A 13,982-nucleotide genomic window follows, 5' to 3' on the forward strand; every position below is an offset into this window, starting at 1 on the left:
CCGTATCTTGTGGGTCTCAGGCCATGCAGCCGAGCAGGGCGTCCTGGACCAGGCGCTGGGCGGCCAGCGGGTCCTGGCGCCTCTGCGCCTCGGCGAGGGCCTCCTCGTCGAGGCGGTCCAGGGCCCGGTGCAGGGCCTTGAGGAAGCGGATGGAGGTCCTGGCGTTGTCGACGACGTCCTCGCGGAAGGGGAACTGGTCGAGCTGCCACACGCCCTCCCAGCCGTTGACGCGCAGGGTGTGGAAGAACTCGAGGGCCTCGGTCATGTGGACGGTGCCCACGACCATGTCGTCGTCCCAGCCGCGGTAGTTGTCGTTGACGTCCATGCCCCACAGCAGGCCGTGGTCGATGAGGAGCTGGGCGGCCTCGGCCGGGGACTCCCCGCCGAACAGGGCGTGGCCGAAGTCGAGCAGGACGCCGACGTTGTCCACGCCCATGGCCTGGATGCCGAGCACGGTCTTGGCCGCGGAGGACCAGAACATGTGGGTGCGGGGCTCGCGCGGCTTGTACTCGATGACGAGCTTCAGGTCCGGGTTGGCCCTGGCCAGGTCCCGCATGCCCTCGACGGCGAGGCGGCTGAGCTCCTTGTAGTCGACCTGGAAGGGGTAGTCGAAGCCGTCCTGGCCGGGCCAGATCTTGACGTAGCGGGCGCCGAGCTCGCGCACGGCGTCGGCGGCGCCCTGCATGATGGCGCGGGCCGACTCGCGCTTGGCGGGGTCGGGGTTGGTGAAGGCGCCCATCTGGTGCTCGCGCAGGTAGATGTCCGGGGTGACGCCGATGGCCTTCAGCCCGGTGCGCTCCAGGGCGGCCTTGACGTCGGCGGTGGTCAGCCCGCCGGTGAAGGGGTAGTTGAGGTCGACGTAGCTGATGTCGCCGACCTCGGCGGCCAGCTCGATCTGCTCGATGGTGGAGCGGGGGTCGCCGTAGCCGTCGACCGCGTAGCGGTCCACGTAGGTGGCGAAGTTCCACAGGCCGGCTCCGAAGACGGGTTCATCGGACATAGTGAGTCATCTCCATGTGCATATTGGTGGTGAGGGTGTGCGGGAGTGGACGGGTGGCTGGGGCCGTTTACCGGGGCGGGACGAGACGGGACCGGGCCAGGGCCCGGCCCCACCGGGAGCGCGCCGCCGCGCGCGCGGGCTCGTCGAGCGCGGGCCGGTAGCGTCGTCCGGCCCCGCCCTCCGGCGCGGGCAGGTCCCAGCCGAGACGGGTGAAGCCCATCAGGGCGGCCCCCAGGGCCGAGACCTCCGCGTTCGCCGACACGACGACGTCGCGGCCCAGCAGGTCCGCCTGGGTCTGCATGAGCAGGCGGGAGGCGGTGGCGCCGCCGTCGGCGTGCAGGACGGTCAGGTCGCCGGCCCCGAGGGCCTCGACGACGTCGGCGATCTGGTGGGCGACGGACTCCAGGGCCGCGCGGGCGAGGTGGCCCCGCTCGGTGGCTGCGGTCAGGCCCGCGACCAGGCCGACGGCCCGGCGGTCCCACCAGGGGGCGCCCAGGCCCGTGAAGGCCGGTACGAGGCTGGTGCCGGCGGAGTCGGGGACGGCGGCCGCCAGCTCGTCGAGCGCGCGCCCGGGGGTGACGCCCAGGAGCCGGGCGGTCCAGTCCATGGCGGTGCCGGAGGCGACGATATTGCCCTCGTGGCCGTACATGGGCCTATCGGTCAGCCACGCCAGCGTGGTGGACACGCCCGGGCGCACGGACCGGTCGGCCCCGGAGGGCACCATGACCGACGAGCCGGTCCCGTAGGTCGCCTTGCCCTCCGAGGCGGTGCGGCAGCCGTGCCCGAACAGCGCGGCGTGGGAGTCGCCCAGCACCCCGACGATCGGCACGCCGTCGGGCAGGGCGTCCAGGCCCGCAGTGGCGCCGAAGTCGGCGTTGGAGGCCACGATCCGCGGCAGGCGCGCGGCCGGGACGCCGAAGAGCGCGCACATCTCCTCCGACCACTGGAGCGTGGCGAGGTCCATCAGAAGGGTGCGCGAGGCGTTGCCCGCCTCGATGACGTAGGAGTCCTGGCCGCTCAGGCGGGCCACGAGCCAGGCGTCAATGGTGCCGATGCGCGCGTGCCGGGCGTCGTCGGGCATCGCGGCGCCGACCCGGTCGAGCAGGTAGCGCATCTTGGGGGCGGAGAACATGGGGTCCAGGCTCAGGCCCGTTGCGGCGGCGACGGAGAGCTCGCGCTCGGGCGAGCGCAGCCAGTCGCAGAACTCGGCCGTGCGCGAGTCCTGCCAGCCAAGCACGGGGCCGAGGGCCCGCCCGCTGCGGGCGTCCCAGCACACGACGGACTCGCGCTGGTTGGAGATGGTGATGCCCTCCGGCGCTCCCCCGACCCCGTCCAAGCAGGCCGCTATGGCCGCGCTCTGGGCGCGCCAGATGGCCTCGGCGTCCTGCTCGACCCAGCCGGGCTGCGGGTAGGACACGGGCACGGGGGCGCTTCCGGCGGCGAGGACCGTGCCGTCGTCGGCGACGGCGAGGGCCTTGGCATTGGTGGTGCCCTCGTCGAGGGCGAGCACGTAGGGCGTGGTCATGACGCGGCCTCGGCATTCTCGGGCGACATGGCGGTCTCGCCGAAGAAGCGCGCAGCGGCGACGGCGATCGCCGAGACTTCCACGGCCGTGATGCCGCCCTGAGGGCGCACACGGCGCGCTGCGCGTGTTCCCACTACGAGCGCCTCCCTGCTCTGAGTCGGTGCAGGCGCGACGGCTCGCGCCTGTTTGCATATTAATTCATTATTGAATGGATTGTTGACAATCATGCTCCCACGCGCTCCTCATGTCAAGAGCCTCGCCGATCCGGACCCGGCGGAGCTCGTAATCACGCCGTGCACCGAGCCCCCCCTCCGGCCCCTCAGCCCTTGACGGCTCCGGTGAAGGCGCCGGAGACGAAGTAGCGCTGGAACAGCAGGTAGACGAGGAGGACCGGAACCGCCGTCATGACGATGAATGCGTTGAGCGGGCCGTAGTCGGTGCCGTGCTGGGCGGAGAAGCTCTGGACGGCGAGCGGGACGGTGGCCATCGTGCTCGACTGGAGGATGGTCGAGGCCATGGCGTACTCGTTCCAGGTGGCGACGAAGTCGAGGACGAAAAGAGCCGCCAGGGTCGGTTTGACCAGCGGGCAGCAGATCTGCCAGAAGATCCGGAAGGTGGAGGCGCCGTCGAGGCGGGCGGACTCCTCGATCTCGTCCGGGACGGCCCGGAAGGAGCCGTACATCATGAAGATCTGGTAGGGCACGCCGAAGGCGAGGTAGGGCAGGATGAGGCCCGCATAGGTGTCCAGCATGTCCGCCCTGAGAAGCAGCTGGAACATGGGTCCCAGGGCGATCTGGATCGGGACCATGGAGCCGACGGCGAAGAGGGCGACGACCCACTTGGCCCTCGGCATACGGATGCGGGCCAGGGCGTAGGCCGCGAGCGCGGCGAGGAAGAGCCCGAGGGGCACCTTGATGACGGCGACGAGGAGGCTGTTGGAGCCCGTGATCCACAGGTCGCCGGTCCTGGCGGCGTCGATGTAGTTCTGCCACAGCCACTCTTCGGGCAGGCCGAGCGTCGAGCCGCCGGCCAGGTCCGCCTTGCTCTTGAAGGAGGTCAGGGCCATCACCGCGAAAGGCACGAGCCAGAGCAGGGCCATGACGGCCAGGGCGGCCCACAGGCCGACGGCGGCCCAGTCGCGCCGAGGGCGGGGCCCCGGGCGTGAGGCGGCGCCCGCGCCCGGAGGCGCGGCGTCGGCGGGTATGGCGGGCATGTCAGTCGTCTCCCTTCATGGACCAGGCCAGGTAGGGGACGACCAGGCACAGCGACAGGACGAGCAGGACGGTGGCGACGGCGCCGCCGGCTCCGAAGTTGTGGTTGGAGAAGGACTGCTGATAGGACCACAGGGCGAGCACCTGGCTCGACTGGGCGGGCCCTCCCCCGGTCATGCCGACGACGAGGTCGTAGACCTTGAGCGAGTTGATAATGGTGAGGATGACGACGACGATCGTCGTCGGGCGCAGCGCGGGCCAGGTGACATGGCGGAAGACCTGCCATCGCCCCGCGCCGTCGACCCTGGCGGCATCGACGAGCTCGGCGGGGACCGCCTGGAGGCCGGCGAGGAAGAGCACCATGTTGAAGCCGACGCCCTGCCAGACTGAGGCGATGAAGATGGAGTAGAGGGCCGTCTTCGGGTCGCCCAGCCACTCGTGGCCCAGGGCGTGGAGGCCGACGGCGTCGAGCCCCTGGTTGACGACCCCGAGGGTCGGGTTGTAGATCCACCGCCAGACCGCCGCCACGGTGATGGAGGCGAAGACGCTGGGGATGTAGAAGACCGAGCGGAAGACGTTGCGCCCCCAGATGCGCCGGTTGAGCGCGAGCGCCATGAGGAGGGAGAGCACCATGGGGATGGCGACGGAGAGGACCACCCAGATCATGGAGTTCCTCAGGGCCGTCCAGAAGACCGTGTCCCGGGTGAGCAGGTACCGGTAGTTCTTCAGGCCGGCGAACTTCTGGGCCTGGGAGGTGTACCCGGACCAGGAGAAGAGGGACAGGCGCACCGAGTCGATCATCGGGTACAGCAGGAAGACGCCGTACAGGACCAGCGCGGGGGCGAGGTAGGGAAGGGAGCGCAGCGCCCGGTGCCGCCCTCCGGCGCGCGCCCCGGCGGGCGCCGGAGATGCTGTTGCTGTCATGAGAAGACCTTTCGCTGAGCCGGCGGAACGGAGGACTCGCGCCGCCCCGCCGGTGCCGATCAGGCGTTGGCGTCGATGAACTTCTGCATGGCGGGGCCGGCCTCGGAGGGCCGCATGTCGCCGATGAGGACGGCGTTCTGGATGCGCCAGTACTCGGTGGTCTCGTCAAGGTTGAGGGCCTGGTCGTAGTTGTTGTACATCCTCTCGGAGGACGTCAGGATCGGCGGCCACAGGGCGTCGAGCGGGTTGGCGTCGGAGGCCTCGACGTCCTTGTTGACGCTCACGGCGGCCCAGGCCCCTCCGCCGCTCCGCATCTGGTCGGCAGAGGTGATGAAGTCGAGGAAGGAGGCGGCGAGATCGACCTTGTCGGTGTTGGCGTTGACGTAGAAGCCCTCGCCGAAGCCGTAGAGGCGGCCGGTGCCGGTGGGGAAGGGGAAGATGCCGACCCTGCTGACATCCATGCCGTTGTCCGCGCACTGGGCGTCATACCAGGTGCCCTCAAGGGCCATGGCGGCCTGGCCGTTCCAGAACAGGAGGTTCGAGTCGTCGTTGGACATGGACATGTAGCCGGTGTTGATGTAGCTGTCCGCCCACTTCTTCAGGTCGGTGAAGGCCGCGGTGACACCGGGCTCGGTGTCCCAGCCCTTCTTGTCGGTGACGAGCGCCCGGGCGACGTCGGCGCCGCACCTGGTCTCGATGAGCGAGTCGAGCAGGCGCATGACGTGCCAGTTGACGGTGCCGCCGAACTCGATCGGGGTGATGCCGGCCGCCTTGAGCCTGTCGCACGCGGTGACAAGCTCGTCGTAGGTGCCGGGCACGGCGGTGATGCCGGCCTGCTCGAACAGGGTCTTGTTGTAGTATGAGGGCCTCGCCCTGCAGCGTCCAGGGCACGCCGTGGTAGCCGCCGTACTGGGTGATGCCGGCCAGCGAGGCGGGGGTGAAGCGGTCCTTCCACCCGTACCTGTCGTAGTACTCGGTCAGGTCCAGGCTCATCCCGGCCTCGACAAGGGAGCCGCCGAGGCCGGGGCCCTCCCAGTACCAGTAGATGTCGGGGCCGGCCTTGGTGCCCGACACCTGCCGCATGGACTCCTTGAGCTCATCGGTGGAGTGGGTCTGGTAGGTGACGGTGACCCCCTCGTTGGCGCCCTGGAAGGCCTCGACGAGACGGTCCATGTCCTTCTTCTGGGAGTCCTCCAGGGCGCCGACCCATACGGTGAGGGCGCTCTCGCCCCCTGACGAGGAGCCGCCCTGACGGCCGCAGGCGCCGAGGGCGCCGGCGGCGAGAAGGGCGGAGCCGAGGGCGTGACGGCGGTTAAGCATCATGTCTTCTTCTCCGTTGTTGAGTCGATGCGGCTTCCTTGCCGCTTGGGACGGGAGGAACCGGTCGGCGGACGCCGGGACGGCGGATGCGGGTGCAGTCGTCGACGACAGAGGGGCGGGCGCGTGGAGCCGCGAGAGCAGCCTCGGCCCAGAGCGCGGCGTCAGGACGCCGGATCTTAAAGGTGCCCGCCATTGGACCTCCATGAAAGTGAATGGTAATTCCACCTTGAATGACTACATGTTAAGCGTAACGCCTGGTGAGTCGCGTTCCAAGCCCATCTGCCCGCGTCGGGACCATCTCGACGTCCGCCCTGCCGAGAACCGGGCATGATCCTGCATCGATCGCGCCATTGCCGGGCGCCCGCCGCATCCGGCTCCGGGACTGCGCCCGCTGCGAAGCGGCGATGAGGACTCAGGCCCGGAGAGAGGGCGCTGCGCCGCCCACGGTGGACTCGCGCACCACGAGCTCGGGCCTCACCCGCGGGCGGAGGGCCTCCCGGCCCCCGGCGCGGGCGACGGCGGCCACGAGCCCGGCCTCGCCCACCGCCTCGAAGTCGACCCGCGCGGTCGTGAGCGCCGGGATGAGAAAGCGGGCGTCGGGCATGTCATCGAAGCCGGCGATGATGTAGTCCTCGGGCGCCCGCCGCCCGCGCCGGGCCATACCGGTCATGAATCCGAGGGCGATCTCGTCATTGCCGGCGAAGACGGCGGAGAAGCCCTCAAGCGGAGCCCGAAGGGCGCACTGCGCCCCGGATCGCGCGTCCCACTCCTCGGCCTCCAGGGCCGGCAGGGGCATCGCGCCGGCGGCCGCCAGGGCGTCGCGGTAGCCGCGCAGGCGCGCACGCGCCTGCTGCCTGTCCAGGGGGCCGGCGACGTGGAGGATCCGGCGGTGCCCCAGGGCTAGGAGGTGCTCGACGACCATCCGGGCGCCGTCGCAGGAGTAGCCCCCCACGGCGTCGGAGGCGTCGTCGTCGAGCTCGGCAATGGTGACGACGGCGGTGGCGGAGCCGACGTGCTCGGCAACGGCGGCCAGGCTCGGGTAGGGCGAGGCGAGGACGAGGGCGTCGACCCGCATGGACAGGAAGCCGTCGACCTCGCCGAGGACCTGCGCCATGAGCTCCTCCGAGTCGGCGGGGTCCTGCGCCATATGCGTTGTCATGACCGTCTGTCCGAGCTCGCGGGCGGCCCGGTAGAGCCCGGTCATAATGGATGTGTTCCCGTAGTTGAGCGGCCCGAGGAGTACGACGCCGATCATGTTGGTCTGCGTGGCGCGCAGCTGGACGGGCAGCCGGTTGCGCACATAGCCGAGCTCGTTGACCGCGGCCTCGACGCGTTCGCGCGCCTCGTCCGAGACATAGCCGTCGTTGAAGTAGCGCGAGACGGTCTGGGCGGAGACGCCGGCCAGACGACCGACGTCGGTCATACTCGGGCGTCTGCCCGCACCGCGTGGCATCCCTCGCTCCTGTCCCGCCCCCGGCGGCCATCCCGGTAGCGCGCCCGAGGACTCGTCAAGCGGCTACGACGCCATGCTACCGAGCGGAGGGCGTCGGGCGGCCACGGCTCAGCCGTCGATCAGCGCCCGGGCGCTGTGGACGTCGGTGATCAGGACATTGACCCACTGCCCCAGGAGGGCGCCGCGAATGGCCGCGTGCTTGCGGCCGCCGCCCGCCGCCGCTACGCGCCGGGGAATGGCGCGCAGCTGCTCGGCGCTCGCGCCCACCAGGCGCTCATCATAGCCGCTGGCCACGGGCCGGCCCTCGGCGTTGAAGAAGCGCAGGCACACGTCGCCCACCGCACCCGCCTCGCTGAGCTCCGCCGCGTCCGCCTCGGTGATCATATTGCCCGACTCGCGCAGCAGCGCGGAGGGCTCCAGGCTGCCGATGCCCATCAGCGACATGGTGACAGTCGGGAGCAGGCCCAGGACGTGCCGCACCGAGGCGTCGTCGGCGAGCTGCTCGGCGGCGCCGGCGGAGCCGAGGACCGCCGGGGAGGGGAAGAAGACCGCCTCGGCGCCTGTGGCGCGCGCGAGCAGGTCGATCAGACGGGTCGCCTTGACCTGCACCCTGGGGTTGCCGACCCCGCCGAAGAGCTGGATGACCTTGTGCGCCACCGGCGTGCGGAAGGGGGGAAGCTGCTGCATCGCGGCCAGCCAGGTGGCGCTCCACGACGACAGGCCGATAATGTCCCCGCCCGTCAGGGTGGTCTCGAGATAGGTCGACGAGGCGGAGGCCAGGGCGGCCTCGATCTCCGCCTCCTCCCGGCCGGAGTCGACGACGACGCACTCGGCCAGCCCGTAGCGCTGCTCGAGCGCCTCCTCCAGATCGGTGTAGGTGCCCTCGGGCGCGGAGACCACGGTGCGCACGACGCCCTCCTTGGCCGCCCGCTTCAGAAGACGGGAGACTCGCGGCTGGGAGACATGGAGCTCGGAGGCGATATCGGTCTGGCGCATGCCGAGCTCGTGGTACATCCGCGCGATCCTGACCATGAGTCGCAGCTGCGTCGTGTCAGCACGGGTCGGCATGGGCGAAGGTCCTTCCGGGCGGGTCATCTGACGACCCGCATGTGTCAGGGGTCGCGTGCAAGCCTAGATGATCGACTCCACGGGGCGCGGTGCGGTGTCGGTCGATGTCGGCCCCCGGGGTCCCGGGGAGCCGGCAAAGGCCCGGCTGCGGGCGCCCGCGAGTCCCCTTGAACCGATCTCGGCGCGGCACCGAACTGATCCCACCGAGCCGATCCCGGCGAAAGGGGGTGGGCGGGGTCGGGCGGGCTCAGTCGTAGACTGCGTGCGCCACCGTGCCCCCGAGACCGCCCGGCCCCGGCAAGACCACGGGCGCCGCAAGCCCTGAAGGGCTCGTGGAGGACCACGACGCGAGCGGCGCCGCCCGCGTCCCGGCAGGGGGCCGCCGTCACCAGGTACGGGTGCGCCTGCAGCGGTCGTCCCCGCCGCTGATCGCCGCGTAACCGGCGACCTGCGTCGTGCGCGGAAGGCGATACGGCGTGGGCCGCTCTGTCCGCAGTCGTGGACGCGGTCGCGTCGCACGGTGTGGCCGCCGAGCAGCTCCTTGGACCAGCCGACCCGCCGGGCGGAGAAGACGGCTCAAGCCGGTACTGGTAGCCGGGCTTGTCCAGGCGCTCGGTCGCCCGGCTCGCCCCGGAGGAGCTCTCCTTGCCCAGGGATGTCGATGTGGTGGGGCGCCGGATAGAACACCGAGCGGCACGCATCGACCTCGACCAGGCTCTCACTCGGGTCCGCGCCCTGGAAGCCGGCCCGCACCGTCGTCGTGTCCTCGCCGACCTGTGCGTACCAGACGTACCGGATCCGCTCCGGGCCGCGCGCGGGCTCGCGACCCCGGTCCGCTGGTCGACATTCTCGGTGCGCAGCGCAGGAGCGCTCTCCTCCGCTCGGCCTGTGACGCGAGTGGAAGGTCACGAGGCACCAGGCGAGGGCCGGGGCCGCGTACCAGGTCAAGGGGCCGCTGCGAGGTCCTGGCCTCGGTGAATAGCCGGCGTCGGCGAGCGTGCCGCCGACCATCTGCCAGCGGGAAATTACGATAAAACTTATCGTCCGCCGTGGCCGTGCGCGGCTCCACCGCGGCCCCGGGGCGGGTGCGGGGCCGGGTCGGGCGCCTGCTCGCGCAGCTCCCGGGGCGCGGCGGGCAGGACGGTCTGTGCGCTCTGCGTCCTACCTCCGAGTCGTGGCGGAGGCCGCCGGCGCGGCGGCCCCGGCCGCGGGCTCAGGCCCCCTGGCTGCGGGCGACGAGGGCGGCCGCGGCGTCATAGGCGGCCCGGACCTCGGGTGCGGGCTCGGCGGTCAGGTGCTCGACGCCGGCGATCTCCCAGGCCGGCGGCTCCTCTCCTCCGGCCAGGACCCAGGCGGCCTGCCGGGCGGCCCCGATGGCGACGTACTCGTCGGCCGGCGGCACGTCCACGGGCACGCCCAGGACCGCCGGGGCCAGCTTCCTGGCGCTGACCCACTTCACCCCGCCGCCCACGAGGCTCACCGCCTCGATCGCGACGCCCTGGGCGCGCACGGCGTCCAGGCAGGCGCCCATGAGACACAGCAGGCCCTCCACGCTCGCGCGCGCGTAGTTCGCCGGGGTCAGGCTCGCCAGAGTCATGCCGGTCAGGACTCCCCGGGACTCGGGCAGGTTCGGGGTGCGCTCGCCCTCGAGGTAGGGCACGTGCACCAGGCCGGCGGCCCCGGGAGCGGCGGACAGGGCCAGCGCGTCGAACTCGTCGTAGGTCACGCCCAGGACCCGCTTGGCGGCGTCGAGGACGCGGGCGCCGTTGAGGGTGCAGGCCAGCGGCAGGAAGGCGCCGGTCGCGTCGGCGAAGCCGGTGACCAGGCCGCTCGCGTCGTGGGTGGGTGTGGCCGACACGGCGGCGACGACGCCGGAGGTGCCCAGGGACACGCTCGTCTGGCCGGGGCGCAGGCCCAGGCCCAGGGCGGCGCCGGCGTTGTCCCCGCAGCCGGGGCCGAGGGCCAGGTGGTTCAGGCCGCGCCCGTCGACGTCGTCCCCGCCCCGGGCGGCGGCCTCGCGGGGGCCGATGACGCGCGGCAGGACGATGCGCTCGGCCTCCTCCTGGCTCACGCGCAGGGCCCGGGCCAGCAGGTCGCGCCGGTAGGTGTTCGTCACGGCGTCGAAGTAGCCGGTGCCCGAGGCGTCGGAGCGGTCGGTGGTGAGGGTCTCCAGGGACGCCGCCCCGGACAGCCTCCAGGTCAGCCAGTCGTGCGGCAGGCAGACGGCGGCGACGCGCCGCGCGTTCTCCGGCTCGTGGTCCGCCAGCCAGCGCAACTTGGTAATGGTCAGGGAGGCCACCGGGACGCTGCCGACGGCGTCGGCCCAGGCGGCGCGGCCGGCCGGCTCGTCGCCCTCGCCCAGCTCGGCGATGAGGTCGCGGGCGGCGGCGGCCGAGCGGGTGTCGTTCCACAGCAGGGCGGGGCGGATGACGCGTCCGTCGGCGTCGAGGACGACCATGCCGTGCTGCTGGCCGCCCACGCTCAGGGCGGCGACGTCGTCGAGGCCGCCGGCGGCCTCGATCGCCTCCCCCAGGGCCCGCCACCACTGATCGGGGTGGACCTCGGTGCCGTCGGGGTGGGAGGCCCTGGCCTGGCGCACGAGGCCGCCGGTGGCGGCGTCGCGGACGACGATCTTGCAGGACTGCGTCGAGGAGTCGACGCCGGCGACGAGGGTCATGGTGTTCCTTCCGCGGTGAAGGTGGGTGACGAAGCTGGGCTGGCGACCGGGCGGACGGGGGCGCTGGGGCGACGACGCCGGTAGGCGCCGCCGCCCCGGCGCGCGGGCCGTCAGCCGATGAGGTGCTGGACGGCCTTCTCGTAGAGGTCCACGTAATGGTAGTCGCGGGCGGCGGCCGCGGCGGTGTCGAAGTCCTCGTAGGCGGAGCGGTCGGCCAGGAGGTCGTCCAGGGTCTCGCCGGCGGCGAGGGTGGGCTCGCCGAGCTCGTAGACGCCCGAGCGCCTGAGCGCCTCCTGGACCTCGGGGTCGGCGCGGAAGGCCCGGGCCTTGTCGGCCAGCTGGAGGTACATCTCCATGTTCGCGGCGGCCGACTCCCACACGCCCTCCATGCCGTCGGTGCGCGAGGGCTTGTAGTCGAAGTGGATGGGGCCCTCGTAGCGGGGGCCGCCGCCGGGGAAGCCGTTGACGAGCAGGTCGACGGTGAAGAAGGCCGACAGCAGGTCGCCGTGGCCGAAGACGAGGTCCTGGTCGTACTTCAGTCCCTTCTGGCCGTTGAGGTCGATGTGGAAGAGCTTGCCAGCGTTGAGCGCCTGCGCCAGGGCGTGGGTGTAGTTGAGGTTCGCCATCTGCTCGTGGCCGACCTCGGGGTTCAGTCCCACGACGTCGCCGTTGTCGAGCTCGGCGATCAGGGCCAGGGCGTGCCCGACCGTGGGAAGGAAGATGTCGCCGCGGGGCTCGTTGGGCTTGGGCTCCAGGCCGATCCTGAGGTTGTAGCCCTTGTCCTTGATGTAGCCGGCGACGGTGTCCAGGCCCTCCTTGTAGCGGTCGAAGACGGCGTTGAGGTCCTTGGAGGAGTCGTACTCGGCGCCCTCGCGGCCGCCCCACATGACGAAGGTCGTGGCGCCGAGCTCGGCGGCCAGGTCCACGTTGCGCAGGATCTTGCGCAGGCCGAAGCGGCGGATGGAGCGGTCGTTGTTGGTCAGGCCGCCGTCCTTGAAGATGGGATGGGTGAAGGTGTTGGTGGTGACCATCTCGATGGTCAGGCCGGTGGCCTCGACCGCGTCCTTGAGTCTGGCGACGATCTTGTCGCGCTCGGCGTCGGTGGCGTCGAAGGGGAAGACGTCGTTGTCGTGGAAGGTGATGCCCCAGGCGCCGAGCTCGGCGAGCCTCTCGGTGTACTCCCAGGGGCGCAGGGCGGCGCGGGTCGGCTCGCCGAAGGGGTCGGCGGCGAGCCAGCCGACCGTCCACAGTCCGAACGAGAACCTGTCTTCCCTGGTGGGCTTGCGAACCATGTGCTCCTCCTTGAGTCAGGATTTGTTTGTTGGCAAAACTATACTGTTCCGGCCAGTACCGGGTCAAGGGGCGCCCGCGGCCCGCGCCCGTCCTTTCGCCGAGATCGGTCGTATTCCGGCTCGAGATCGGTCCGTGAACCGATCTCGGTGCGGAACTGAACCGATCTCGACGAAAGGAGCCGGCGCTGTCGCGAGAGCGGTTCCTCTGCAGGGGTGGCCGACGAGGCCATCGGGTAGGGTCAGGACGTGGCACGAAGCACAAAGACGGCGCCGTCCCCGAAGTCCCGCTGCACTCCCGACAACAACGGCTCATCCGGAACCCCCTCGGCCCGCCAGTCCAGCCTGCGCACCTCGAACCTGGCTCTGCTCGCCAGCCGGGTCTTCGCCTCCCCCGGCCCCGTCTCGCGCGCCGCTGTCGCCACCGCAACCGGAATGACCCGCTCGACGGCCTCACGGCTGGCCGACGAGCTCGTCGCCACGGGCATCCTGGCCGAGCTGGCCCCGACGCCCACGGCCGGCCCGGGCCGTCCGGCAGTGCCGCTGACCCCGGCGTCGGGGACGTTCATCGCCATCGGCCTGGAGGTCAATGTCTCGCGCATGGCCGTGCGCGCCATCGACCTGTCGGGGGATGTGCTCGCCGAGCGCCTCGTCGTCGACGACTTCTCCTCGTCCGACGCCCACGAGGTCCTGGGGCGCCTGGCCTCCCTGCTCGAGCCACTGACCGCTCTCGGCCCCGTCAGATCGGCGCGCATGGTTGGCGCCGCGCTGGCGCTGCCGGGGCTGGTGAGCGACGGCGTCCTCCTGCGCGCCCCCAACCTCGGCTGGGCCGGCATCCGTCCCGCAGAGATCCTGGCCCCCACCCTGGGGCGCCTCGGCACGAGCCTCGTCGTCGGCAATGAGGCCGATCTGGCCGCGCTCACCGCCGCCAGGCTGCGCCCCGGCGCCCCCGGGGAGCACCGCGACTTCATCTACCTGTCCGGGGAGGATGGCATCGGCGCCGGGATCGTGCGCGACGGCGAGGCCTGGCTGGGCGCCAACGGCTTCGCCGGGGAGATCGGCCACATCCAGGTGGATCCGCAGGGACCCGAGTGCGGCTGCGGGAACCACGGCTGCCTGGAGCGCTTCGCGGGGCGGCGCTCGATCCTCGCCGCCGCCGGCCTGCCCCCCGGCGCCGACCCCGAGGACCTGCGGAGGGCCTACGACGACGACGCCTCGCCCCACCACCAGCAGGCCCGAGACGCCGTCGCGGCTGCGGCCCGCGCGCTGGGCATCGCCCTGAGCGCCGCCATCAACATCCTCGACATCCCGGCCGTCGTCCTCGGCGGCCACCTCGCCCCGCTGACCGGGCTCCTCGCCCCGTCCCTCCAGGAGAGCCTCGACCACCGCGTGCTGGCCTCGCGCTGGTCAGCCCCGCAGATCCTGCCGGCCCCCGAGGACGAGACCCCGGGGGCGACAGGGGCGGCCTGGTCCCTGCTCGAGGGAGTGATCGCGGCCCCGGCCGCCTGGGCCTGA

At 71.7% G+C, this 13,982-nt stretch carries 12 protein-coding genes and 1 pseudogene; 1 reads left to right on the plus strand and 12 read right to left on the minus strand.

Features of this window, described 5'->3' with window-relative positions; translation table 11 throughout:
* Nucleotides 1–16: 16 nt before the first annotated feature.
* From O145_RS01830 to xylA, 12 genes and pseudogenes are all read right to left on the minus strand, one after another.
* Nucleotides 17–1,000 (minus strand): sugar phosphate isomerase/epimerase family protein, encoded by a 984-nt coding sequence (locus tag O145_RS01830; RefSeq protein ID WP_043558812.1) that lies wholly within the window; start codon nt 998–1,000, stop codon nt 17–19.
* 67 nt (nt 1,001–1,067) lie between these two features.
* Nucleotides 1,068–2,525, minus strand: coding sequence for an FGGY-family carbohydrate kinase (locus O145_RS01835; protein WP_043558815.1), 1,458 nt, complete (start codon nt 2,523–2,525; stop codon nt 1,068–1,070).
* A complete protein-coding gene (locus tag O145_RS18565; RefSeq protein WP_169740311.1) occupies nt 2,522–2,752 on the minus strand; it encodes a hypothetical protein in 231 nt (76 codons plus the stop codon). Before O145_RS18565 ends, O145_RS01835 begins: the two co-directional genes overlap by 4 nt.
* 92 nt (nt 2,753–2,844) lie before the next feature.
* Nucleotides 2,845–3,738: a carbohydrate ABC transporter permease gene (locus O145_RS01840; protein ID WP_043558817.1), complete on the minus strand. Its 894-nt coding sequence runs from the start codon at nt 3,736–3,738 to the stop codon at nt 2,845–2,847.
* Nucleotide 3,739: 1 nt separating this feature from the next.
* Nucleotides 3,740–4,660 carry a carbohydrate ABC transporter permease gene (locus O145_RS01845; protein WP_052374500.1) on the minus strand — a complete coding sequence of 307 codons (921 nt, stop codon included), beginning with the start codon at nt 4,658–4,660 and terminating at the stop codon, nt 3,740–3,742.
* A gap of 59 nt (nt 4,661–4,719) precedes the next feature.
* The gene (locus O145_RS18850; RefSeq protein WP_229118287.1) at nt 4,720–5,478 is read right to left on the minus strand and encodes an ABC transporter substrate-binding protein; all 759 of its coding nucleotides are present in this window, start codon (nt 5,476–5,478) and stop codon (nt 4,720–4,722) included.
* A gap of 103 nt (nt 5,479–5,581) precedes the next feature.
* Nucleotides 5,582–6,184 (minus strand): annotated as a pseudogene (locus O145_RS19800) (extracellular solute-binding protein); the annotation flags it as partial.
* Between the two features lie 208 nt (nt 6,185–6,392).
* Nucleotides 6,393–7,403 (minus strand): LacI family DNA-binding transcriptional regulator, encoded by a 1,011-nt coding sequence (locus O145_RS01855; RefSeq protein WP_043558820.1) that lies wholly within the window; start codon nt 7,401–7,403, stop codon nt 6,393–6,395.
* Between the two features lie 138 nt (nt 7,404–7,541).
* Complete coding sequence (locus O145_RS01860; protein ID WP_043558823.1) at nt 7,542–8,501, minus strand: sugar-binding transcriptional regulator; 960 nt, start codon at nt 8,499–8,501, stop codon at nt 7,542–7,544.
* A 576-nt stretch (nt 8,502–9,077) separates the two neighbouring features.
* Nucleotides 9,078–9,512 (minus strand): hypothetical protein, encoded by a 435-nt coding sequence (locus O145_RS19720; RefSeq protein WP_324252488.1) that lies wholly within the window; start codon nt 9,510–9,512, stop codon nt 9,078–9,080.
* A gap of 202 nt (nt 9,513–9,714) precedes the next feature.
* Nucleotides 9,715–11,178: a xylulokinase gene (gene xylB, locus O145_RS01865; protein ID WP_043558826.1), complete on the minus strand. Its 1,464-nt coding sequence runs from the start codon at nt 11,176–11,178 to the stop codon at nt 9,715–9,717.
* A gap of 110 nt (nt 11,179–11,288) precedes the next feature.
* On the minus strand, nt 11,289–12,470 hold the full coding sequence (gene xylA, locus O145_RS01870; protein ID WP_043558829.1) for a xylose isomerase: 1,182 nt from the start codon (nt 12,468–12,470) through the stop codon (nt 11,289–11,291).
* Between the two features lie 246 nt (nt 12,471–12,716).
* Here xylA and O145_RS01875 point away from each other — a divergent pair, with 246 nt between their 5' ends.
* Nucleotides 12,717–13,982 carry an ROK family protein gene (locus tag O145_RS01875; RefSeq protein WP_043558832.1) on the plus strand — a complete coding sequence of 422 codons (1,266 nt, stop codon included), beginning with the start codon at nt 12,717–12,719 and terminating at the stop codon, nt 13,980–13,982.

This window comes from Actinomyces israelii DSM 43320 (genome assembly GCF_000711965.1).
Taxonomy (GTDB): domain Bacteria; phylum Actinomycetota; class Actinomycetes; order Actinomycetales; family Actinomycetaceae; genus Actinomyces; species Actinomyces israelii.

Coding starts and splice junctions, on each gene's coding strand:
- O145_RS19720 (WP_324252488.1), bottom strand. CDS start 9,512: ATGGTCGGCGGCACGCTCGCCGACGCCGGCTATTCACCGAGGCCAGGA.
- O145_RS01845 (WP_052374500.1), bottom strand. CDS start 4,660: ATGACAGCAACAGCATCTCCGGCGCCCGCCGGGGCGCGCGCCGGAGGG.
- O145_RS01830 (WP_043558812.1), bottom strand. CDS start 1,000: ATGTCCGATGAACCCGTCTTCGGAGCCGGCCTGTGGAACTTCGCCACC.
- O145_RS01860 (WP_043558823.1), bottom strand. CDS start 8,501: ATGCCGACCCGTGCTGACACGACGCAGCTGCGACTCATGGTCAGGATC.
- O145_RS18565 (WP_169740311.1), bottom strand. CDS start 2,752: ATGATTGTCAACAATCCATTCAATAATGAATTAATATGCAAACAGGCG.
- xylA (WP_043558829.1), bottom strand. CDS start 12,470: ATGGTTCGCAAGCCCACCAGGGAAGACAGGTTCTCGTTCGGACTGTGG.
- O145_RS01840 (WP_043558817.1), bottom strand. CDS start 3,738: ATGCCCGCCATACCCGCCGACGCCGCGCCTCCGGGCGCGGGCGCCGCC.
- O145_RS01835 (WP_043558815.1), bottom strand. CDS start 2,525: ATGACCACGCCCTACGTGCTCGCCCTCGACGAGGGCACCACCAATGCC.
- xylB (WP_043558826.1), bottom strand. CDS start 11,178: ATGACCCTCGTCGCCGGCGTCGACTCCTCGACGCAGTCCTGCAAGATC.
- O145_RS01855 (WP_043558820.1), bottom strand. CDS start 7,403: ATGACCGACGTCGGTCGTCTGGCCGGCGTCTCCGCCCAGACCGTCTCG.